General features: G+C 70.8%; 20 protein-coding genes and 1 riboswitch. Of the genes, 17 read left to right on the forward strand and 3 right to left on the reverse strand.

Annotated elements, in window-relative coordinates:
• Together AOQ53_RS37720 and AOQ53_RS37725 are read left to right on the forward strand one after the other, a co-directional pair.
• Nucleotides 1–450, forward strand: a 450-nt coding sequence (locus AOQ53_RS37720; RefSeq protein WP_148640436.1) for an MFS transporter, incomplete at its 5' end; no start/stop codon positions are given.
• Between the two features lie 40 nt (nucleotides 451–490).
• Nucleotides 491–1,234 carry a GNAT family N-acetyltransferase gene (locus tag AOQ53_RS37725; protein ID WP_059424370.1) on the forward strand — a complete coding sequence of 248 codons (744 nt, stop codon included), beginning with the start codon at nucleotides 491–493 and terminating at the stop codon, nucleotides 1,232–1,234.
• A 117-nt stretch (nucleotides 1,235–1,351) separates the two neighbouring features.
• Here AOQ53_RS37725 and AOQ53_RS37730 read toward each other — a convergent pair whose 3' ends face one another.
• Nucleotides 1,352–2,116, reverse strand: coding sequence for an AfsR/SARP family transcriptional regulator (locus tag AOQ53_RS37730; protein ID WP_148640437.1), 765 nt, complete (start codon nucleotides 2,114–2,116; stop codon nucleotides 1,352–1,354).
• Nucleotides 2,117–2,504: 388 nt separating this feature from the next.
• On the opposite strand from AOQ53_RS37730, the gene AOQ53_RS37735 reads away from it, so the two are divergent.
• The 6 genes from AOQ53_RS37735 to AOQ53_RS37760 all read left to right on the forward strand — a co-directional run bounded on the left by AOQ53_RS37735 (nucleotide 2,505) and on the right by AOQ53_RS37760 (nucleotide 7,190).
• The gene (locus tag AOQ53_RS37735; RefSeq protein WP_148640438.1) at nucleotides 2,505–2,954 is read left to right on the forward strand and encodes a hypothetical protein; all 450 of its coding nucleotides are present in this window, start codon (nucleotides 2,505–2,507) and stop codon (nucleotides 2,952–2,954) included.
• A 272-nt stretch (nucleotides 2,955–3,226) separates the two neighbouring features.
• Nucleotides 3,227–3,526 (forward strand): hypothetical protein, encoded by a 300-nt coding sequence (locus AOQ53_RS37740; RefSeq protein ID WP_059424374.1) that lies wholly within the window; start codon nucleotides 3,227–3,229, stop codon nucleotides 3,524–3,526.
• Between the two features lie 15 nt (nucleotides 3,527–3,541).
• A complete protein-coding gene (locus AOQ53_RS37745; RefSeq protein ID WP_059424375.1) occupies nucleotides 3,542–4,492 on the forward strand; it encodes an ABC transporter ATP-binding protein in 951 nt (316 codons plus the stop codon).
• A complete protein-coding gene (locus tag AOQ53_RS37750) occupies nucleotides 4,489–5,229 on the forward strand; it encodes an ABC transporter permease (RefSeq protein WP_059424377.1) in 741 nt (246 codons plus the stop codon). The genes AOQ53_RS37745 and AOQ53_RS37750 overlap by 4 nt, the downstream gene beginning before the upstream one ends.
• 202 nt (nucleotides 5,230–5,431) lie before the next feature.
• Nucleotides 5,432–6,079: a SurA N-terminal domain-containing protein gene (locus AOQ53_RS37755; protein ID WP_059424379.1), complete on the forward strand. Its 648-nt coding sequence runs from the start codon at nucleotides 5,432–5,434 to the stop codon at nucleotides 6,077–6,079.
• A gap of 82 nt (nucleotides 6,080–6,161) precedes the next feature.
• The gene (locus AOQ53_RS37760; protein WP_078945694.1) at nucleotides 6,162–7,190 is read left to right on the forward strand and encodes a nucleoside triphosphate pyrophosphohydrolase; all 1,029 of its coding nucleotides are present in this window, start codon (nucleotides 6,162–6,164) and stop codon (nucleotides 7,188–7,190) included.
• A gap of 16 nt (nucleotides 7,191–7,206) precedes the next feature.
• On the opposite strand, the gene AOQ53_RS37765 is transcribed toward AOQ53_RS37760, so the two are convergent.
• On the reverse strand, nucleotides 7,207–7,590 hold the full coding sequence (locus AOQ53_RS37765) for a hypothetical protein (protein ID WP_059424381.1): 384 nt from the start codon (nucleotides 7,588–7,590) through the stop codon (nucleotides 7,207–7,209).
• 91 nt (nucleotides 7,591–7,681) lie between these two features.
• Here AOQ53_RS37765 and AOQ53_RS37770 point away from each other — a divergent pair, with 91 nt between their 5' ends.
• From AOQ53_RS37770 to AOQ53_RS37810, 9 genes are all read left to right on the forward strand, one after another.
• Nucleotides 7,682–8,947, forward strand: coding sequence for a cytochrome P450 family protein (locus AOQ53_RS37770; protein ID WP_059424383.1), 1,266 nt, complete (start codon nucleotides 7,682–7,684; stop codon nucleotides 8,945–8,947).
• A 142-nt stretch (nucleotides 8,948–9,089) separates the two neighbouring features.
• A complete protein-coding gene (locus AOQ53_RS37775) occupies nucleotides 9,090–10,085 on the forward strand; it encodes a LysM peptidoglycan-binding domain-containing protein (RefSeq protein WP_059424384.1) in 996 nt (331 codons plus the stop codon).
• 228 nt (nucleotides 10,086–10,313) lie between these two features.
• Nucleotides 10,314–10,492: riboswitch (cyclic di-AMP (ydaO/yuaA leader) on the forward strand.
• A gap of 4 nt (nucleotides 10,493–10,496) precedes the next feature.
• Nucleotides 10,497–11,186: a LysM peptidoglycan-binding domain-containing protein gene (locus AOQ53_RS37780; protein WP_059424386.1), complete on the forward strand. Its 690-nt coding sequence runs from the start codon at nucleotides 10,497–10,499 to the stop codon at nucleotides 11,184–11,186.
• Nucleotides 11,187–11,451: 265 nt separating this feature from the next.
• Complete coding sequence (gene eno / locus AOQ53_RS37785) at nucleotides 11,452–12,732, forward strand: phosphopyruvate hydratase (RefSeq protein ID WP_059424418.1); 1,281 nt, start codon at nucleotides 11,452–11,454, stop codon at nucleotides 12,730–12,732.
• 104 nt (nucleotides 12,733–12,836) lie between these two features.
• Nucleotides 12,837–13,313 (forward strand): FtsB family cell division protein, encoded by a 477-nt coding sequence (locus AOQ53_RS37790; RefSeq protein ID WP_059424388.1) that lies wholly within the window; start codon nucleotides 12,837–12,839, stop codon nucleotides 13,311–13,313.
• Between the two features lie 63 nt (nucleotides 13,314–13,376).
• Complete coding sequence (locus AOQ53_RS37795; protein ID WP_059424391.1) at nucleotides 13,377–13,907, forward strand: DUF501 domain-containing protein; 531 nt, start codon at nucleotides 13,377–13,379, stop codon at nucleotides 13,905–13,907.
• The gene (locus AOQ53_RS37800; RefSeq protein WP_059424393.1) at nucleotides 13,904–14,845 is read left to right on the forward strand and encodes a Ppx/GppA phosphatase family protein; all 942 of its coding nucleotides are present in this window, start codon (nucleotides 13,904–13,906) and stop codon (nucleotides 14,843–14,845) included. Before AOQ53_RS37795 ends, AOQ53_RS37800 begins: the two co-directional genes overlap by 4 nt.
• 421 nt (nucleotides 14,846–15,266) lie before the next feature.
• The gene (locus AOQ53_RS37805) at nucleotides 15,267–16,679 is read left to right on the forward strand and encodes an NAD(P)/FAD-dependent oxidoreductase (RefSeq protein WP_059424395.1); all 1,413 of its coding nucleotides are present in this window, start codon (nucleotides 15,267–15,269) and stop codon (nucleotides 16,677–16,679) included.
• Nucleotides 16,680–16,959: 280 nt separating this feature from the next.
• On the forward strand, nucleotides 16,960–18,252 hold the full coding sequence (locus AOQ53_RS37810; protein ID WP_059424397.1) for an SAM-dependent methyltransferase: 1,293 nt from the start codon (nucleotides 16,960–16,962) through the stop codon (nucleotides 18,250–18,252).
• 376 nt (nucleotides 18,253–18,628) lie between these two features.
• Here AOQ53_RS37810 and AOQ53_RS37815 read toward each other — a convergent pair whose 3' ends face one another.
• On the reverse strand, nucleotides 18,629–21,157 hold the full coding sequence (locus tag AOQ53_RS37815; protein WP_059424399.1) for an ABC transporter permease: 2,529 nt from the start codon (nucleotides 21,155–21,157) through the stop codon (nucleotides 18,629–18,631).
• Between the last annotated feature and the right edge of the window lie 30 nt (nucleotides 21,158–21,187).

Below are 21,187 nucleotides of genomic sequence, written 5' to 3' on the forward strand. Positions count from 1 at the left end.
CTGATGGTGTACGGCGTCGGACTGGTCGTCGGGAACCTGGCCGGCGGGCGCGCGGCCGACCGCGACCGCGACCGTGCCCTGGTCCTCGCGCTGTTCGGACTCACCCTCACCCTGGCCCTGTTCGGGCTGCTGGCCGGCAACGCGACCGCCTCGGTCGTCCTGGTGTTCGTGATGGGCGTGACCGGGTTCGCCAGTGTGCCCGGGATGATCACGCGGGTCACCGACTACGCGCACGGAGCGGCACTGGCCGCCAGCGCCAACGTCTCCGCGTCCAACGTCGGCAACGCCCTCGGCGCCTGGCTCGGAGGCCTGGCCATCACCGCGGGCCTCGGCTACACGTCACCGCTCTACGTCGGCGCCGGCATCGCCCTGTTGTCCACAGTGGTCATGGTGATCGCCGCCCGCCGTGCAAGGTCTCCCCGAACGGCGGACCGTGCCCCCACGTCGTAATTCGGTTCCGGACGTGCGCCCTCGTGCCTACCGTGACCGCATGCACACGAAGATATCGAGCCTCGCCGACCACCCGGACATGCTGGAGCGGGTCGTCGGGATGGCGGACAGCTGGCCCGAGTTCACGATCCAGGACCTCGTGGGCGCCGCGCACTTCCCCCGGATCGCCGCCGAACTCCCGGAGTACGTCCTGTTCGCCGAGGACGAGCGGGGCGAGGTCGTCGCGAACGCCTACAGCGTGCCCTTCGCCCTCAATGCCGAGGGCCGCGGCCAACTGCCCGCGAACGGCTGGGACGCGGTCCTGGTGTGGGCGTTCTCCGACCTGCGTCGCGGGGGCCGCCCCGACACCGTCAGCGCGATCTCGGTCTCGATCGCCCCGCACGCCCAGGGCCGCGGCCTGTCCGCGTTGATGCTCTCGGCGATGCGCGACAACGCCCGGGCCCACGGCTTCCGGGAGGTCGTCGCCCCGGTCCGCCCCAACGCCAAGCATCTGGAACCGCACACGCCCATCGAGGAGTACGCCCACCGCGTCCGCCCCGACGGCCTGCCCCAGGATCCGTGGCTGCGGGTCCACGCCCGGGCCGGTGCCACCATCGACTGCGTGGCACCGGCGTCCATGACGGTGGCCGCCTCGCTGGCGGACTGGCGCCGCTGGACGGGGCTGCCCTTCGACACCCGGGGCGACATCGAGGTGCCCGGCGCCCTGGTGCCGGTGCGCTGCGAGCCCGAGCGCGGATACGCGGTGTACGTCGAGCCCAACGTGTGGATGCGGCACGCCTTGTGACCGCGGCACGCCGTGTGGATCCCGATCAGCCGGCGCAACTCCGCGAGCCCGTCGACGCGGCACGCCGCGTGACGGGTCACGCCTGTGCCGTGGCGGGCCCTGACCGCAAAGCTTCCTTTACGACCCGTAGGCCGGCTGGCCCGCCAGCGCGGCGAGTTCGGGAGCGGGCTCGACGCCCAGCTCTCTGCGCAGCCGTCGCCGCAGGTCCCGGAACAGCTCGGCGGCTCTGCTGGGTGCTCCGATCTCCACGAACGCCCGCATGAGCAGCAGATGGCTCGGCTCGTCGAGCGGTTCCCAGGACACCAGGAACGTCGCGGTCTCCGCCGCCTCGTGGGGACGGCCGCCGGCCAGGAGGCTGTGACCGGCCTCCCGCAGCGCGTGGAACCTGCGCTCGTCCCAGCTGGCCTGGTGCATCTCCGCCCATGCCGACCGCACGTCGGACATCAACGGCTGCCGCAGCATCTCCAGGTCCCGGGCGTCGGGCGGTACGCCGGGCCGGGTGACGCGTTCCAGGGCCTCCTCCGCCAGCCTCCAGTCGCTGGCCAGCACGTCGGTGAGGTGCACCGTCTCGCCTTCGGTGTACGTCAGTTCCCAGGGAAGGCTCCGGTTCGTCCGCCACAACAGGCGGCTGAGTCTGCGCCGCCCGACGCTCTCCGGCAGGTCGGGCCAGAGCGCTCCGACGAGGGCGGGTCTTCGGGCTCTGCGTCCGCCGCGCAGTTCCAGATAGGCGAGCAGTTCGGCGGTCTGCGGCGGCAGTCGGTGGGATTCGTGCTCCGCGAGGTGGATGCCGTCGTCACCCAGCAGACGGAGCAGCACGGTGGGTTCGGTCTCGCTCTTGTCCGGGTGCGTGGAGGCCACTCCGAACGCAGATACGTATGGCAAAGGTTCCCCCTGTTTTCCCCGTATCCGGCCCGTGTCCTCGTAAGTACCGGGCCGCGCGTGATGCGACAGAGGTCAGCTGTGCGGATCACGCGCCAGACAGTTAACACCGGCCCGCCGAACGGAACAAGCCATATGGCCACCGCTCGTGGGACAGCGGTGACCGAAAGTGATTTGCCGACGAGTCCGGCCGCCGACTGGCCCGGACGCGCTGACCTGGCCCGAGAACAGCGCGGAGACACCCGGGAGACACCGGCGCAGCATGATGTGCTCATGTCCGAGATCGTCAGGGGGCGCGACAGGGTGAGTGCGGAGACGGGGCCTTGTGAGCCTGTGCGAGCCGTTGGCCAACCGGCTGGAACGGCTTGCCAGTTGACTCATGGAGGATTCCGTGAACAAGAACCGCATCATCGCGAGCACCGTGCTCGTCGGTGCCCTCATCGGTGTCGGCGCACCGGCCGCCACCGCCGCGACCCCGGCTTCGGCCCGCTCCGTCGCCCAGGTGCAGACGGTCGACACCCACCGCGCGGTCTCCTCGGCCGCCGAGGTGAGGATCGCGACCCCGGCCGTCTCCACCAACGCCGCTACGGGCTCCGCCACTGCCTCGGCCGCAGCGGAGACGGGCGAGGTCGCCGCCAAGGGCCGTATCAGCTGGCTCATCGGCAAGCTGAAGGGCCTCGGCTCGACCGCCTGGAACAAGCTGAAGGCCGCGGCGAAGAGCGGCTACAACGCGTTCAAGAAGGCGTACGAGAAGTACGTGCCGTGGCTGGTCCGCAAGGCGATCGAGGTCGGCTACACGGTCTACGAGGTCTACACCATCGTGAAGGACTTCGTCAGCTGACGACCGTGCTGACCGAGGGGCCGAGCAGGGCGATTCCCCGTTCGGACGCTTGTCGGGAAGCCACCGTCGCAGCGCCCGGACGCCCGTCCGGCTCTCGGTGACCTTGTCGGCCGCGGGAGCGGGGGCTCCGCTCGGCCGTCACCACCGGTCAGGGTTCCGGCCGGTCACCCGGCCGGCTGTGCGGCCCGCGGAACCAGCCGGTTCCGCGGGCCGCACACCCCTTCCCGACACCCGACCCTTTTGACAAGCCCTCGAGGAAAACCAAGGAAGACATGAGCAACGGATCCTTCTCGGCACGGCGGCAGGAAGCCCCGGAGTCCGTCCGCGGCGACGCCTGGCCCGTAGTCCCGCTCGCAGTGGCCCTGCTGCTGCTCCGCTGGCAGGGAGACCAGACCTGGGCGTACGTCACCGCGGCCGTGATCGGCGGCATCGGGCTCCTGGCGGCGCTGATCGGACTCACCGAGTGCGTCAAGGCCGTCCGCCGCGGACTCGCGCCCGGCAAGGTCGTCTGGGTCGTCGTCGTCCTGTTGCTCGCGAGCTTCGGCGTGGTGCACCAACTGATCGTGGCCTGAGGCGGGTTCGGAGAGATGACCAAGGCGACGATCGAAGTGTCGGGACTGGTCAAGACGTATGCGAAGAAGCGCGTCGTCGACGGCCTGTCCTTCACCGTGAACCCCGGAACCGTCACGGGGTTCCTCGGCCCGAACGGGGCCGGCAAGTCCACCACCCTGCGCATGCTGCTCGGGCTCACACGGCCCGACGCCGGCACCGCGCTCATCGGGGGGCGCGGCTATCACGAGCATCCCGAACCCCTCAGGGTCGTCGGAGCGTTGATGGACGCCCGCTGGGCCCACCCCAAGCGCTCCGCCCGCGCTCATCTGACCTGGCTGGCCCGCAGCAACCGGATCCCCGTGCAGCGGGTGGACGAGGTGCTCGCGCAGGTCGGGCTCACCGACGTGGCGGGCAAGCGGGTCGGCGGGTTCTCGCTCGGCATGGCGCAGCGCCTCGGGCTGGCGGGCGCACTGCTGGGCGACCCGGGCGTCCTCGTCCTCGACGAACCCGCCAACGGCCTCGATCCCGAGGGCATCGCCTGGATGCGGGGACTGCTGCGCGCACTGGCGGCCGAGGGACGCACCGTCTTCGTCTCCAGCCATCTGCTCGCCGAGATGGCGCAGTTGGCGGACGACGTGGTGATGATCGGGCGCGGGAAACTGATCACCCAGGGCTCCGTCACGGACCTCACCTCCCTCAGCTCCACCGAGGAGGTGCTGGTACGGGCCGAGGAACCCGAGCGGCTGCGCGACCTGGTCGTGGAGCACGGCGCGACGGCCGTCGAGGCACCCGAGCGCGCCGAGGCGCTGCTCGTCTCCGGGATGAGCAGTGAGGACATCGGCAGGGCGGCGGCCCGGGCAGGACTGGTCCTGTTCGAACTGGCGCCACGCCGCCGCACGGTCGAGGACGCCTATCTGAAGCTCACGGCCGATTCGGTCGAGTACCGGGGCTCCGTGCAGCAACCGGTGGAAGGGAGCCGGGCATGACCACGGCCGTACTGCGGACGGAAGTCGACAAGCTGCGGTCGCTGGCCTCGACGTGGTGGTTCCTCGGCATCACGGCCGCGGTGTCGCTGGCCCTGAGCGGCTTCGGGGTGCGGGAGACGGCGGAAGGACAGGAGCCGGGTATCGCCGACGTCCTGACGGGACCGGCCTTCGCCCAGTTGCTCATCATGGTCTTCGCCGCCCGTTCGGCCACCATGGAGTTCCGCACGGGCACGATCTGGGCCTCCCGTCTGGCCGTGCCGTCCTGGTACCGGCTGCTGACGGGCAAGGCGGCGGTCGTCGCCGGGCTCGCCGCACTCGCCGGAGCGGTCCTCATGGCCGGTGGCCTCGCGGTGGCGGCACTGGCGGAGCCCACCGCGCGGCTCACCCCGGACTCCGGACTCGACTGGCGCCAGCTCCTCACCGTCCCCGTGACGTTCGCGATCACCGCGGTCATCGGTCTCGCGGTCGGGCTGCTGCTCAAGAGCGGAGGCGCGACGGTGGCGGTCGTGCTGGTGTGGGCCCTGGTGGCCGAGCCGGCGCTGGGCGCCGCGGGCGAATGGCTGCTCAGCGTCGACATCGGTGCCTGGCTGCCCTTCATCGCGCTCAGCGACTTCCAGGGACAGCCCGGCGGAACGCCGTTCCCCGGTGGTCCCTACGCGGCGGGTCTCTACGTCACCGTCCTCGCCGTCGGGCTGCTGACGGCGGCGATCCGGCTACAGGAGCGCCGGGAACCCTGACCGCGCCGGAGACCCGGAAACGCCGGGAGGGGAACCGCGCCGACCCCCCGGACGCGGCTCCCCTCCCGGCCCGGTCCGCGCGGCGGTGCCGGAAGTCCTGGTGAATCGTTGGTCGAATGGGTTGGCCAGAGCTTGGCCACTGCCTACCATCGATCACCGCAAGACCTTGTGCACCGTCGCACAATCTCCTCGGGAGGTCCCCTTGCACCGCCGCCGTCGCACCGCGCTCGTCCTCACCGCCGCGATCGCCGCCGCGGCACCCCTTCTCACCGCCTGCGGCAACGACGCGCATCCCGGCGCGGCGGCCGTGGTGGGCGGCCAGCGGATCACCGTCTCCCAGCTGGAGGAGCGGGTCGGTGAGGTACGCGCGGCCCAGCGGGCGGCCGTGCAGAACGACGCCCAGTACCAGCAGGCCATCGCCGGGACCGGCACACTCACCCGCGACACCCTGCAGACCATGATCCTCGACCGGGTGCTGCACCGCGCCGCCGAGGACGCCGGTGTGACCGTCACCCGCAGGGAGATCCAGGAGATGCGGTCCGGGCTGGAGGAGCAGGCCGGCGGCGCCAAGCAGCTGGAGACGACCTGGCTCCAGCAGTACGGCATCCCGCCGCAGCGCCTCGAAGAGAACCTCCGCCTCCAGCTGGAGGCCCAGAAGCTCGCCGAGAAGCTCGGCACGGACACCAACCGTCCCGAGTTCTGGAAGGCCCTGTCCGAGGCCTCCAAGGACCTGAACGTCGACCTCAACCCGCGCTACGGCACCTGGGACGTCCAGAAGAGCAGCCGGGCCGACGCGAAGACGCCGTGGGTGCGGGACGTGTCGGCGGCCCAGGCGCAGCAGAGCATGTAGCAGCAGAGCATGCAGGGGGCCCCGCCCACGGGGCCTGTGGATGACTTCGGGGGCTGTCGGCGGCGTGGGATAGCTTCGAATCGTGAACGCCAACAGCCCCGAAGCCACCCCGCGACCCGAGCAGGCCGCCCCCGGCCCGGCCGACACCGCCGCCCCCGGCCGCATCGTCCTGCTCACCACCAGCCACCGCGTCGCCCCCGGCCTGCTGTCCTGGCCCGCCTGGCAGGCACTGCACGCGGCCGACCAGGTGCTGTGCGCGGACGGCGCGCACCCGCAGCTGCCGTATCTGCGCGAGGCGGGGATAACCGTCGACGAGGCGTCCCCCACGGCCCAGGAGCTGGTCGACGCCTGCGCCGGCGGCCGCACGGTGGTCGTCGTGGCGACGGGCGAGGGCGAGCCGGCCCTGACGGACGGCCTGGCCCGCCTCGCGGGCACCGGCCGCGTCGCCATGCCCGAGCTGGAGCTGCTCCCCGCCTCCTACGACCTGCCGGGCGCCCGCCTGCTCGATCTCGTCCAGGTCATGGACCGCATCCGCGCCGAGTGCCCGTGGTCGTCCCAGCAGACCCACAAGGGCCTGGCCAAGTACGGCATCGAGGAGGCGTACGAACTCGTCGAGGCGATCGAGGAGGGCGACCGCGACGAACTGCGCGAGGAGCTCGGTGACGTCCTCCTCCAGGTCGTCTTCCACGCCCGGATCGCCGAGGACGACCTGGAGAGCCCCTTCTCCATCGACGACGTCGCCGCCGGCATCGTCGCCAAGCTGATCCACCGCCACCCGCATGTCTTCGGCGACGAGACGGCCACCACGCCGGAGGAGGTCAAGGCGCACTGGCTGCGCACCAAGGCGGTCGAGAAACAGCGCACCTCGATCACCGAGGGCATTCCCCTCGGCCAGCCCGGCCTGGCCCTCGCCGCCAAGCTGGCGTCCCGGGCCCGCACGGCGAACCTGGACATACCGCTCCCACCCGTCGAGGGCATCGGCTACGAGCTGCTGGCCCTGGCGGTCCGTGCGGAGTCGGAGGGCGTCGACCCGGAGGCGGCCCTGAGAGCGGCGGCCCGCGCGTACCGGGACGCGATCAGGGAGGCCGAGGGCCGAGATCGACGGCCGTGACGCGGTGCCCGGCGGGTCAGTCCCGCCAGTCCAGCTGCGCTTCGGGGATCCCGACGGAACGGGCGTAGTCCTGTGCCCGCCGACGGCCCTCCGCGCGCCCGCGTGGATCCTGGCCGCGCGGATAGCGGAAGACCTCGCCGGGGAAGACCACGAACGCCTCGGTGGCGGTGTTGTAGTCGACGTACCAGCCCCCGGTCGGGGACAGGCACGCGGCCAGCCGCTCGGCCAGAGGCTCCGCGTCGGCCTCCTGCCCGCTGAAGTCCAGGAGCGTCCACCGCTGCGGCTGCCCGGCCGCCGGGCCCTCCACTTCCACCCTGGCGATCTTCGTGACGCGCAGCGGGACACCGGCCAGCTCGGTCCCGACCCGCAGGCTCTCCGCGATCAGTACGCCTTCGAGCACCCGGTCCTCCTCGATCTCGACGCGGTGAGAGTAGCGATGACCTCTGACAGCGGCGGCCGGCGGTGCCCCGGGGGCTGCGTAGGGTCGTGGCATGCGACGTGAAGTGCCCGGGGTGCCCGAACTGTTTTCGTGGGAGTTCGCCACTGACCCCTATCCCGCCTACGCCTGGCTCCGCCAGCACGCCCCCGTGCACCGCACCAAACTGCCCAGCGGCGTGGAGGCCTGGCTGGTCACGCGGTACGCCGATGCCAAGCAGACGCTCGCCGACCACCGGCTCTCCAAGAACCCCGCGCATCACGACGAACCCGCGCACGCCAAGGGCAAGACCGGCATCCCCGGTGAGCGCAAGGCCGAGCTGATGACGCATCTGCTCAACATCGACCCGCCGGACCACACCCGGCTGCGGCGGCTCGTGTCCAAGGCGTTCACGCCCCGCCGGGTCGCCGAGTTCGCGCCGCGGGTGCAGGAGCTCACGGACGGGCTCATCGACGGGTTCGCGCAGAAGGGGTCCGCCGACCTCATTCACGAGTTCGCCTTCCCGCTCCCCATCTACGCCATCTGCGACCTGCTCGGCGTCCCCCGCGAGGACCAGGACGACTTCCGTGACTGGGCGGGGATGATGATCCGTCACCAGGGCGGGCCAAGGGGCGGCGTGGCGCGGTCCGTGAAGAAGATGCGCGGCTATCTCGCCGACCTCATCCACCGCAAGCGGGAGGCGCTGCCCATCGAGCCCGCCCTCGGCGAGGACCTCATCTCCGGGCTCATCCGCGCCTCCGACCACGGTGAGCACCTCACCGAGAACGAGGCCGCGGCCATGGCCTTCATCCTGCTGTTCGCCGGCTTCGAAACGACCGTGAACCTGATCGGCAACGGCACCTACGCCCTGCTCACCCACCCCGAGCAGCGCGCCCGACTCCAGGCGTCCCTCGCCGCCGGGGAGACCGGCCTCCTGGAGACCGGCGTCGAGGAGCTCCTGCGCTACGACGGGCCCGTCGAACTCGCCACCTGGCGGTTCGCCACGCAGCCGCTCACCATCGGCGGGCAGCAGATCGCGGCCGGCGACCCGGTCCTCGTCGTCCTGGCCGCCGCGGACCGGGATCCGGAGCGGTTCGCCGATTCGGACGTGCTCGACCTCGCCCGTCGCGACAACCAGCACCTCGGCTACGGCCACGGCATCCACTACTGCCTCGGCGCGCCGCTCGCCCGCCTGGAGGGCCAGACCGCGCTCGCCACGCTCCTCACCCGCCTCCCGGACCTGCGGCTCGCCGCGGATCCGGCCGAGCTGAGATGGCGCGGCGGCCTCATCATGCGCGGGCTGCGCACCCTGCCCGTGGAGTTCACGCCGACCCCAAGGTGACACGCCGTCAGGAATGTGATCTTCACGTGATCTGCGTGGCATGAACTTGTGACAAGTGATCGTCTGCCGATACGTTCACCCATCAGCGCGGCCCGGGACCCTGCGCCGCGCCGGTCACTGCTGTCTCGCGAAAGGTCTCCGTATGCTCTCCGGGAACGGTCGGCACCGTCGCCCCCGCCAGGCTCCGGCTCTCCTCGTCGCGGCCGGAGTGACCGGCTCCGCCATCGCGATCCCCCTCCTCGGAGCCTCCGGCGCCAGCGCGGCCGACGGCACGACCTGGGACCGGGTCGCGGACTGCGAGACCGGCGGCGCCTGGAGCCAGAACACCGGCAACGGATACTTCGGCGGCCTCCAGTTGTCCCAGGAGGACTGGGAGAACCACGGCGGCCTCGACTACGCCCCGAGCGCCGACCTGGCCAGCCGTTCCCAGCAGATAGCCGTGGCCGAGAGAATCCTCGCCGACCAGGGGGTCGGCGCGTGGCGCACCTGCGGGCTGCTCTCGGGTCTCCAGCAGGACGCGAAGCCGGGCACATCCGACTCGTCCGCCCCAGCGGACTCGCCGGGATTGCTCGACTCGACCGAGTCGTCCCCTTCCTCCTCTCCGTCCGCGTCGCCGTCCCCCGACGCGCCGTCGACCTCGGAGGACGAAACCGCCAAGTCCGACAAGTCGGCCGATTCTTCCGATTCCTCGACGCGGGGCCAGTCGCAGGACCAGGAGCCCGACAGCTCCCCCTCGGCTGATCCGGAGAGCGACAAGCCTGACAAGTCGCCACGGGACGACGACTCTTCGGCTCTCACCGACACCGGCTCCGGCCGCCACCGCGGCCCCAGTGCCGACGAGGACGCCGCGCCCGAGGACGGCCGTACGTCCGGGTCCGCGGGGCGGCACGCCTCGCGCGGCGACGACGCCTCGCGCGGCGACGACGCCTCGCGCGGCGACGACGCCTCGCGCGAGGCGACGGACGGCTCCTACGTCGTCCGTCCAGGCGACAGTCTCTGGTCCATCGCCGACTCCCTTGACCTCGGCGGCGGATGGCGCGCGCTCTACGTCGGGAACGAGGCGGCCGTCGGCGTCGACCCGAACCTCATCCGCCCCGGTCAGAAGCTCACGGTACGGGTCGAAGCGGACGACGAGTAGCCGGTGGGGCAGTACGGAAACGGCGGCGGAAGTCACCCCTAAACCGTGCGAGTTCACGTCGCCGTTCGCGCCGAATGTCCCGTATTGACCCCGTGAGAGATAGATCTCAGAAGCCCTGATCGTCTTTGAAATTCCGCGGATCGCATGTCTACGGTCGTGATCGCTCGTCACCGCGAGCCCCGGCTGCCGCAACGCCGAATCCTGCCAGCGGCCGCACGGGAACAGTCGTCGCGTCAAGCGCCGTAGGCAGGAGCGGGGGACCCAAGGTAAGTGCCGGGCCCGGCGGTTGAGGCAACTCGACGGCAGGTCCGGCTTGGGGTGAAGCCGTGTCCCGGGAGGGACGCGGCCGGGCAACTCAACCGGCCCGAACCCGACAGCTCACCTCGCAGGCGTCGGTGAGGGGATCTCTCCATGCTGTTTTCCGGCAAGGGCACGCACCGCCGTCCGTCCAAGGCCACTCGGGCCATCGCCATCGCCGGTGTCACCGGCGCCGCCGTCGCCGCCCCGCTGATGGCGGCCGGCAACGCCTCCGCCGCCACCGCCTCCGAGTGGGACGCCGTCGCCCAGTGCGAGTCCGGCGGCAACTGGTCCATCAACACCGGCAACGGCTACTACGGCGGTCTGCAGTTCTCCGCCTCCACCTGGTCCGGCTACGGCGGCACCAAGTACGCCTCCACCGCCGACCAGGCCACCAAGGCCCAGCAGATCGAGATCGCCGAGAAGGTCCTCGCGAGCCAGGGCAAGGGCGCCTGGCCGGTCTGCGGCAAGGGCCTGTCGAGCGCCGGCTACAGCGGCGGCTCCTCCTCGGGCGACTCCGCCTCGAACAGCTCGTCGCAGAGCACCGAGACCCGCCAGACCGAGCAGCAGCCGGCCTCCCGTTCCGAGGAGCGCCCGGCCGCGAAGAAGACCGTCACCACCCCGACCGGCAAGAAGGTCAAGAAGGGCGACGGCGAGTACAAGGTCGTCAAGGGCGACACCCTCAGCTCGATCGCGACCGAGCACAAGGTCGAGGGCGGCTGGGCGAAGCTGTACGAGCTGAACAAGGACATCGTCCAGGAAGCCAACCTCATCTACCCGGGCCAGCAGCTGCACCTGAAGTAAGCAGCGGCCCGCCCCCGTCCCCACAGGCTCCCCGCCCCGGTGCGTCATCCCCCGTGCGCACCGGGGCGGGGTTTTTTCTGCCGGTCTTTGCGATCCGGCTTTGTTCCGTTCGGAAACAATTTACTCTCGGTTCTGTCCATGGGGTGGGCGACCCGGTGGCCGATCGCGCGGAGCCGGTTAGGCTCATGTCGCGAGCCACCGCGGCCCGCACCACGCAGGGCCCGAGCGGCCCGCGTACCCGCGTCACATCAAGAAGGAGATGCTCGTGCCGTCCATCGACGTCGTCGTAGCCCGGGAAATCCTGGACTCCCGAGGCAACCCCACGGTCGAGGTCGAGGTCGGCCTCGACGACGGCAGCACCGGTCGTGCCGCCGTCCCGTCCGGCGCCTCCACGGGCGCCTTCGAGGCCATCGAGCTGCGCGACGGCGACTCGAACCGCTACCTCGGCAAGGGTGTGGAGAAGGCCGTCCTCGCGGTCATCGAGCAGATCGGCCCGGAGCTGGTCGGCTACGACGCCACCGAGCAGCGCCTGATCGACCAGGCGATGTTCGACCTGGACGCCACCGACAACAAGGGCTCCCTCGGCGCCAACGCCATCCTCGGCGTCTCGCTCGCCGTCGCCCACGCCGCCTCCGAGGCCAGCGACCTGCCGCTGTTCCGCTACCTGGGCGGCCCGAACGCGCACCTGCTGCCGGTGCCGATGATGAACATCCTGAACGGCGGCTCGCACGCCGACTCCAACGTGGACATCCAGGAGTTCATGATCGCCCCGATCGGCGCGGAGTCCTTCTCCGAGGCCCTGCGCTGGGGCGCCGAGGTCTACCACACGCTGAAGAAGGTCCTGAAGTCGAAGGGCCTGGCCACCGGCCTCGGCGACGAGGGCGGCTTCGCCCCGAACCTCGGCTCCAACCGCGAGGCCCTCGACCTCATCCTCGAGGCGATCAACGAGGCCGGCTACACCCCCGGCGAGCAGATCGCCCTGGCCCTCGACGTCGCCGCGTCCGAGTTCTACAAGGACGGCGTCTACACCTTCGAGGGCAAGGACCGCTCGGCGGCCGAGATGACCGAGTACTACGCGGAGCTCGTCGACGCGTACCCGCTCGTCTCCATCGAGGACCCGCTGTTCGAGGACGACTGGGAGGGCTGGAAGACCATCACCGACAAGCTCGGTGACAAGGTCCAGCTCGTCGGCGACGACCTGTTCGTCACCAACCCCGAGCGCCTCGCCCGTGGCATCGAGGAGGGCGCGGCCAACGCGCTCCTGGTCAAGGTCAACCAGATCGGCTCCCTGACCGAGACCCTGGACGCCGTCGAGCTGGCCCAGCGCAACGGCTTCAAGTGCATGATGTCCCACCGCTCCGGCGAGACCGAGGACGTCACCATCGCCGACCTGGCCGTCGCCACCAACTGCGGTCAGATCAAGACCGGCGCCCCGGCCCGCTCCGAGCGCGTCGCCAAGTACAACCAGCTGCTGCGCATCGAGGAGATCCTCGACGACGCGGCGGTGTACGCCGGCCGCAGCGCGTTCCCGCGCTTCAAGGGCTGACCCGAGCCGCAAGAGGCAGCGTCGTACGTACGTCCCCGTACCCGGTCCCGTACCGTGTCCGGGGACGTACGCGCGTATGACGGTGGAGCGGGAGGCGGACAGACATGGCCGTGAAGGACCGGGACCGGTTCTCCACCGCGACCAGGATCCGGCTGCTCGGCGAGCAGACCGCGGCCCGGGTCTACCGCTCCCAGACCAAGCGCCAGGCCCGCCGCTCCCGGCTGACCGGCCGGGCCGCGCTGCTCGCCCTGGTGATGTGCTCGCTGATCGTGGCCCTGGCCTACCCGATGCGGGAGTACGTCTCGCAGCGCGCCGAGATCGACGACCTCCAGCGCGAACAGCAGCAGGCCCGGCAGCGCGTCGAACGGCTGCGTGACCAGAAGGCGCGCTGGCAGGACGACGCGTACGCCGAGCAGCAGATCCGGAAGCGGTTGCACTACGTCATGCCGGGGGAGACGGGATTCATCGTCGTCGACCCGCACGCGGCGCGGCAGTCGCGCGCCGACCTCGGGGCGGCCGACCGCCCCTGGTACTCGAACGTCTGGGACGGGGTCGACAAGGCCGACGCCTCCGACCGGTGAACCCGGACCCCAGCCAGTGACCCCAGTGACCTGAACCCAGAGAAAGACAGCCTGAACACAGTCATGGAAACGCCCCCGCCGACCTCTCCGCGCACCGAGCCCACCGACGCGGACGTCGAGGCCTTCAAGCAGCAGCTCGGCCGGCCCCCGCGCGGCCTGCGCGCGATCGCGCACCGGTGCCCGTGCGGGCAGCCCGACGTCGTCGAGACGGCCCCGCGGCTGCCGGACGGGACGCCGTTCCCCACGCTGTACTACCTGACGTGCCCGCGCGCCGCCTCGGCGATCGGCACGCTGGAGGCGAACGGCGTCATGAAGGAGATGACCGAGCGGCTGGCCTCGGACCCGGAGCTGGCGGCGGCGTATCAAGCGGCGCACGAGGACTACATCAGGCGCCGTGACGAGATCGAGGAGCTGAAGAACTTCCCGAGCGCGGGCGGCATGCCGGACCGGGTGAAGTGCCTGCACGTGCTGGTGGCGCACTCGCTGGCCGCGGGCCCCGGGGTGAACCCGCTCGGGGACGAGGCCATCGGGATGCTGCCTGAGTGGTGGCTCAAGGGCCCGTGCGTGACGGCCGCCGAGGAGGACGCCCAGTGACCCGTGTAGCCGCCGTGGACTGCGGTACGAACTCCATCCGGCTCCTGGTCGCCGACGCGGACCCGGCCACCGGTGAGCTGGCCGACCTGGACCGGCGCATGACGATCGTGCGGCTCGGGCAGGGCGTCGACCGCACCGGCCGGCTCGCCCCCGAGGCGCTCCAGCGGACCTTCGCGGCCTGCCGCGAGTACGCCGGGATCATCAAGGAGCACGGGGCGGAGCGGCTGCGGTTCGTGGCGACCTCCGCCTCCCGGGACGCCGAGAACCGGGACGAGTTCGTGCGCGGCGTGCTGGACATCCTGGGCGTCGAGCCCGAGGTGATCTCCGGGGACCAGGAGGCCGAGTTCTCCTTCACCGGCGCCACCAAGGAGCTCGCCGGGCGCGACCACCTGGCGAAGCCCTACCTCGTGGTGGACATCGGCGGCGGCTCGACCGAGTTCGTCGTCGGCGACGACCATGTCCGCGCGGCACGCTCGGTGGACATCGGCTGTGTCCGCATGACCGAGCGGCACCTGGTCCGGGACGGGGCCGTTACCGACCCGCCGGCCGAGGAGCAGATCGCGGCGATGCGGGCGGACATCGAGGCCGCCCTCGACCTCGCCGAGGAGACGGTCCCGCTGCGCGAGGCCCGCACGCTGGTCGGCCTGGCCGGGTCCGTGACGACCGTGTCGGCGATCGCCCAGGAGCTGCCCGAGTACGACCCGGCCGCCATCCACCACTCCCGTGTCTCCCGTGAGAAGGTCCGCGAGATCACCGGCTGGCTGCTGCGCTCCACGCACGCCGAGCGCGCGGCCGTACCCTCCATGCACCCGGGCCGGGTCGACGTGATCGGCGCGGGGGCCCTCGTACTGCTGTCGATCATGGAGCGGATCGGCGCGGAGGAGGTCGTGGTCAGCGAGCACGACATCCTCGACGGCATCGCGTGGTCCGTCGCCTAGGCCGCTTCTGAGCAGGCAAGGATCACGTTTGAGCGAGTCCGGGGGACTCGTGCGAGCCCCCCGGAAGCAGTCCCCCGGAAAAGTTCGTGAAGTTCTTCACAAGGAATTCGGCACTCCAGGGCGAAGAGAAGGGCCGCGTTGACCCTTCTGGGGGCCTGATGACCCTTTGAACGTGTTCAGAAGCATGATATGGGTGCGCCCGGGCGGATGGCCGGAGGAGGGTTCGACGGGGGTCTCACAGGGGGGTCCGCGGGCCAGAGGGGCAGCTCACGCGGCATTGACGGCTGCCCGCCGTGCACACAGGAGCCCGCTTGTCACCATGACATGGATCACGGGAGCGGCGGAGGATAACACACCCCCCGACGGAGCTTGTGAAGGGGCGCACGAGCTACCCCCCTGAGACGGGTGGATACTCGATGGCATGAGCACCACGGAGCGTCCCAGGATCCTCGTAGTAGGCGGTGGGTACGTAGGCCTGTACGCAGCTCGGCGCATCCTCAAGAAGATGCGCTACGGCGAGGCGACCGTCACGGTCGTCGACCCCCGGTCGTACATGACCTACCAGCCCTTCCTCCCCGAAGCCGCCGCCGGCAACATCTCCCCGCGCCACGTCGTCGTCCCGCTGCGACGCGTGCTGCCGAAGGCGGAGGTCCTCACCGGCCGGGTCACCACCATCGACCAGGACCGCAAGGTCGCAACGATCGCGCCGCTGGTCGGCGAGGCGTACGAGCTGCCCTTCGACTACCTGGTCGTCGCGCTCGGCGCGGTCTCCCGCACCTTCCCGATCCCCGGCCTCGCCGAGCAGGGCATCGGCATGAAGGGCATCGAGGAGGCCATCGGCCTGCGCAACCACGTCCTCGAGCAGCTCGACAAGGCCGACTCCACCAACGACGAGGAGATCCGCCGCAAGGCGCTCACCTTCGTCTTCGTGGGCGGCGGTTTCGCCGGTGCGGAGACCATCGGCGAGGTCGAGGACATGGCCCGCGACGCGGCGAAGTACTACAAGAACGTGTCCCGTGAGGACATGCGCTTCATCCTGGTCGACGCCGCCGACAAGATCCTCCCCGAGGTCGGTCCCAAGCTCGGCAAGTACGGCAAGGAGCACCTCGAGGGCCGCGGCGTCGAGGTCTACCTGTCCACCTCCATGGACTCCTGCGTCGACGGCCACGTGGTGCTGAAGAACGGCCTGGAGGTCGACTCCAACACGATCGTCTGGACCGCCGGCGTCAAGCCCAACCCGGTCCTCTCCCGCTACGGCCTGCCCCTCGGGCCCCGCGGCCACGTCGACTGCGAGACCACGCTCCAGGTCAAGGGCACCGACTACATCTGGGCCGCGGGCGACAACGCCCAGGTCCCGGACCTCGTCGGCCGCAAGGCGGGCAACGAGAACGCCTGGTGCCCGCCGAACGCGCAGCACGCGCTGCGTCAGGCCCGGGTCCTCGGCGACAACGTCCTGTCCGGCATGCGGGGCTTCCCGCAGAAGGACTACTCCCACGCCAACAAGGGAGCGGTGGCCGGTCTCGGCCTCCACAAGGGCGTCGCGATGATCGTCATGGGCAAGATGAAGATCAAGCTCAAGGGCCGTCTCGCCTGGTACATGCACCGTGGCTACCACGGCATGGCGATGCCGACCTGGAACCGCAAGATCCGCGTCTTCGCCGACTGGACGCTCGGCATGTTCCTCAAGCGCGAGGTCGTCTCGCTCGGCGCGATCGAGACGCCGCGCGAGGAGTTCTACGAGGCCGCCAAGCCGGCCCCGGTCGCCTCCGCGCCGAAGGAGAAGACCGAGGCGAAGGCCAAGGAGAAGACCGAGGAGAAGGCCAAGGCCTCCTGACCTCCGGCCCCTTCCCGTCCTGACGGGAGGACCTGCACGCAGGACCTCCACCGCCGGGCCTCCGACGAAGGACCTCCGACGAAGGACCTCCCGCCATCCGTGGTGCGGGAGGTCCTTCGGCGTTCCCGCAGCGGTTCCTTCGGCACCTTCGGTTCCCTCGGTTCCTTCGGAGTGGTGGTTTGCCCGGACATGACGCGTGCCGGGGACTGCGCCGAGGCCCCGCAGGTGTTTACGTGGTGTCGGGAACATTCCGGGATTCCTCGTCACGGAGGTGTGCACCATGGCAGACGCCGCGCCGCGGCTCCAGGGCCTCTTCGCACAGTTGCTGGGAGCACCGCTACCGGTGCGCATCCGCGCCTGGGACGGTTCGCAGGCGGGCCCGCCGGGTGCGCCGACCCTGGTCGTACGCAACCGCCGCGCCCTGCGCCGCCTGCTGTGGAAGCCGGGCGAACTCGGGCTGGCCCGGGCCTGGGTGGCGGGCGATCTCGACATCGACGGCGACCTCTACACCACCCTGGACCTGCTGGCCGGTCACATCTGGGAGCGCGACGAGGACGCCCGCACCCTCGCCCAGGCCCTGCGCGACCCCGAGGTCCGCGCCGCCGTACGCGGGCTCGTCAAGCTCGCCGGGACCCCGCTGCCGCCCGCCCCGCCCCGCGAGGAGGCCCGTCGGCCCCGCCGCAACCTCCACACCAAGCGCACCGACAGACGGGCCATCAGCCACCATTACGACGTCGGCAACGACTTCTACGAGATCGTCCTCGGCCCGTCCATGGTGTACTCCTGCGCCTACTGGCCAAGCCCCGACAGCACCCTCGAACAGGCCCAGCACGACAAGCTCGAACTGGTCTGCCGCAAGCTGGGTCTGCGCCCCGGTCAGCGGATGCTCGACGTCGGCTGCGGCTGGGGCTCGATGGCCGTCCACGCCGCCAGGGAGCACGGCGTGAGCGTCGTCGGCGTCACGCTCTCCCAGGAGCAAGCCGCGTACGCCCGCAAGCGCGTCGCCGACGAGGGCCTCACCGACAAGGTCGAGATCCGCGTCCAGGACTACCGCGACGTCCGCGACGGGCCCTACGACGCGATCTCCTCCATCGGCATGGCCGAACACGTCGGCGCCCAGCGGTACCTGGAGTACGCCACCGACCTGCACGGGCTGCTGAAGCCCGGCGGGCGGCTCCTCAACCACCAGATCGCCCGCCGCCCGCAGCGGGACGAGACGGCGTACGACGTCGACGCGTTCATCGACTCCTACGTCTTCCCCGACGGTGAGCTCCAGCCCGTCGGCGCCACCGTCGCCCAGCTGGAGCGCGCCGGGCTCGAGGTGCGCGACGTCGAGTCGATCCGCGAGCACTACGCCCTCACCCTGCGCCAGTGGGTCGCCCGCCTGGAGGCCGACTGGCAGCGCGCCGTCCAGCTCACCAGCCCCGGCCGCGCCCGCGTCTGGCGTCTGTACATGGCCGCCTCCGCGCTCGCATTCGAGCACAACCGCATCGGCGTCAACCAGGTCCTGGCCGTGCGGACCCCAGAATCGGGGGAGTCGGGCATGCCGCTGCGCGCCCGTACCTGGAACTGAACGCGGGAAGGGCCCCGGTTCCTGCCGGCGGGGACCGGGGCCGTCCGGTGTGGTCGCCGGGGAGAGGGAAGCCGGGACCGCACTCGCGGCCTGTCCCCGGGCGTGGGGCGCCAGCCCGGGGGCTGGGCACCGAAGGGCAAGGCGCCCCCGAATCCCCCTTAGGACCGCGCTCGGGCCCGCGCTCGGGCCTGCATCCGCGCTCGGGCCTGCACTCGCGCTCGGGCCCGGGCCCGCACTCGGGCCCGCGCTCGGACGTGCACCCGCACTCGGACCCGCACCCGGCCCGCGTGACCGGGAACGTCAGGGTTCCGCCCGCACCTGGAGCCGAAACGTCGAAAGGCCCCTTTCCCACGGTGGGAAAAGGGCCCCGCGCCGGCTACTCCGCCTTGATCGCCTCCAGCATGTTCAGCCGGGCCGCCCGCCGGGCCGGCCACAGCGCGGCGAGGACACCCACCGTCGCGGCCAGCAGCAGGAAGACACCCATCCGGGCCCAGGGCAGGACCAGTTCGTAGGTCGCCAGCTTCGTGGCCAGCAGCTCACCGGCCGCCCAGCCGAAGAACACGCCCAGGCCGATGCCCAGCACCCCGCCGAACAGCGAGATCACCAGGGACTCCAGACGGACCATCCGCTTGATGCCCTTGCGGTCGAGGCCGATCGCCCGGAGCATGCCGATCTCCTGGGAGCGTTCGAAGACCGACATCGCCAGGGTGTTGATGACCCCGAGGACCGCCACGATCACCGCCATGGCGAGCAGGCCGTAGACCATGTTCAGCATCAGCGTGAACATCTGCGCGATCTCGTTGGAGATGTCCTGCTTGTCCTGGACCTTGATCGCCGGGTTGGTGCCTAGGGCCTTCTCCAGCTTGTCCTGCGTCGCGCCGGACGTGCCGCCGGAGGTCTTCACCATGACCTTCATGTTGTACGGGTCCGACTCGTGCGGGGCGAGGGTCGCCTGGTCGAGCAGGACGCCGCTCAGAAAGTCGTTGCTCTCGTAGGTCCCGGCGACCGTCAGTTTCTGCTTCTTGCCGTCCTCGTAGGAGACGGTGAAGGCGGAACCGGCTTTCCAGCCGTAGGACTTGGCGGTCTCGTCGTCCACGACGACCTGGGTGCCGCCGACCTTGAAGGATCCTTCATCGACCTCCGGACCGGCCAGCTCGCCGATCGCGGCGCCGTTGACGCCGGTCAGGTACTCGGTTTGGCCGTCGATCCGGGAGGCGGCGTTGAGCATCGGGCTGGTCGCGGTGACGCCGTCGGTCCGTTCCAGCTTCTTCTCGACGTCCGGCGACAGCGGGTTGCCGTTCGCCATGGACACCACGTAGTCGGCCTTGATCGACGACGACGCCATCTTCTCGATGGCCTGCTGGAGGCTGCCCGCCATCACCGTCATACCGGTGATCAGGGTCAGGCCGATCATCAGCGCCGAGGCGGTGGCGGCCGTACGGCGCGGGTTGCGCACCGAGTTCTGCCGGGCCAGCTTGCCGGAGATGCCGAAGGCGCGCAGCACCGGCGCCGCGGCGGCGATCAGCGGGCGGGACAGCAGCGGAGTCAGGATGAACACGCCGATGATGAGCAGCACCGCGCCGAAGCCCATGGGCATCTGGCCGTCCGAGCCGTCCATCGTCGTGGCCACCAGGATGACGGCGATGCCCGCGGCCGAGACCAGGGCGCCCAGCGTGTTGCGCAGCACGAGCGACTTGGTCGTGGCCTTGGCGTGCACGCTGTTCATGGCCGCCACCGGCGGGATCTTCGCGGCCCGGCGGCCCGGCAACCACGCCGCCAGCATGGTCACCAGGATGCCGACCGCGAGCGCGGTGAGGATCGTGGCGGGCTTGATGACCAGCGGCCCGTCCGGCACGGTCGCGTCGAACGTCCCCATCAGGGAGCGCAGTCCGGCTCCGATGCCGATGCCCGCGACCAGCCCGGCCACGGCGGCGACCGCGCCGACCACGAACGCCTCGATGAGCACCGACCGCGTCACCTGCCGGCGGGAGGCGCCGACCGCCCGCATCAGCGCCAGCTCCTTGGTGCGCTGGGCGACCAGCATGGTGAAGGTGTTGGCGATGATGAACGTGCCGACGAACAGGGCGATGCCGGCGAAGACCAGCAGGGCCGTCTGCATGCCGCTCATCGACCGGGCGATCGTCTCCGCCTGGTCGTCGGCGAGCTGCTTGCCGGTGGTGGTCGCGACGGTGTTCTCGGGCAGTGCCCTGTCCAGCTCCGCCTTCAGCGCGGCCTGGGTGACGCCCGGCTTCGCCTTGACGTCGATCTGGTCGTACACGCCCGCCTTGCCGAACAGCTTCTGGGCGGTCGCCGTGTCGAACAGGGTGAGGCTGCCGCCGGCCGCGACGTTGCCGTCGTCGGTGGTGAAGATGCCGGTGATCTTCGGGGTCAGGACCGGCCCGTCGACCGACATCCGCACGGTGTCGCCGACCTTGTAGCCGGCGCGCTCGGCCGTCTCGGAGTCGATGAGGATCTCGCCGCGGCCCTTGGGGGCGTGCCCGCTGGCCAGGGGGTAGCGGGGGTCCTTGGTGCCCCAGTAGTTGCCGCCCTGCGACTGGAAGCCATCGCCGATCAGCTTGCCGTCCTTGTCGGCGATGGCGGTGAAGCCCTGCACGACCCCGATGGCGGACGCGGCCCCGGGGACGCGCTCGCTCTTGTCGAGCGTGGCCTGGGTCAGGTCGTGGACCTTGCCGACCTGGTCGCCCTCGGCGTCCTGGTAGTCCGCTGTCATGGCGACGTCGACCTGGTCGAAGCCCTTGGCGGAACTCTTCTGGAAGGCGTCGGAGATGGTGTTGGTGAAGACCAGGGTCCCCGACACGAAGGCCACGCCGAGCATCACGGCGAGGACGGTCATCAGGAGCCGGGCCTTGTGCGCGAGCACGTTGCGCAAGGCGGTACGGAACATGGGTTTTCTTCTTCTCAGTCCTGTCGGTCC

Source organism: Streptomyces azureus, assembly GCF_001270025.1.
GTDB lineage: Bacteria > Actinomycetota > Actinomycetes > Streptomycetales > Streptomycetaceae > Streptomyces > Streptomyces azureus.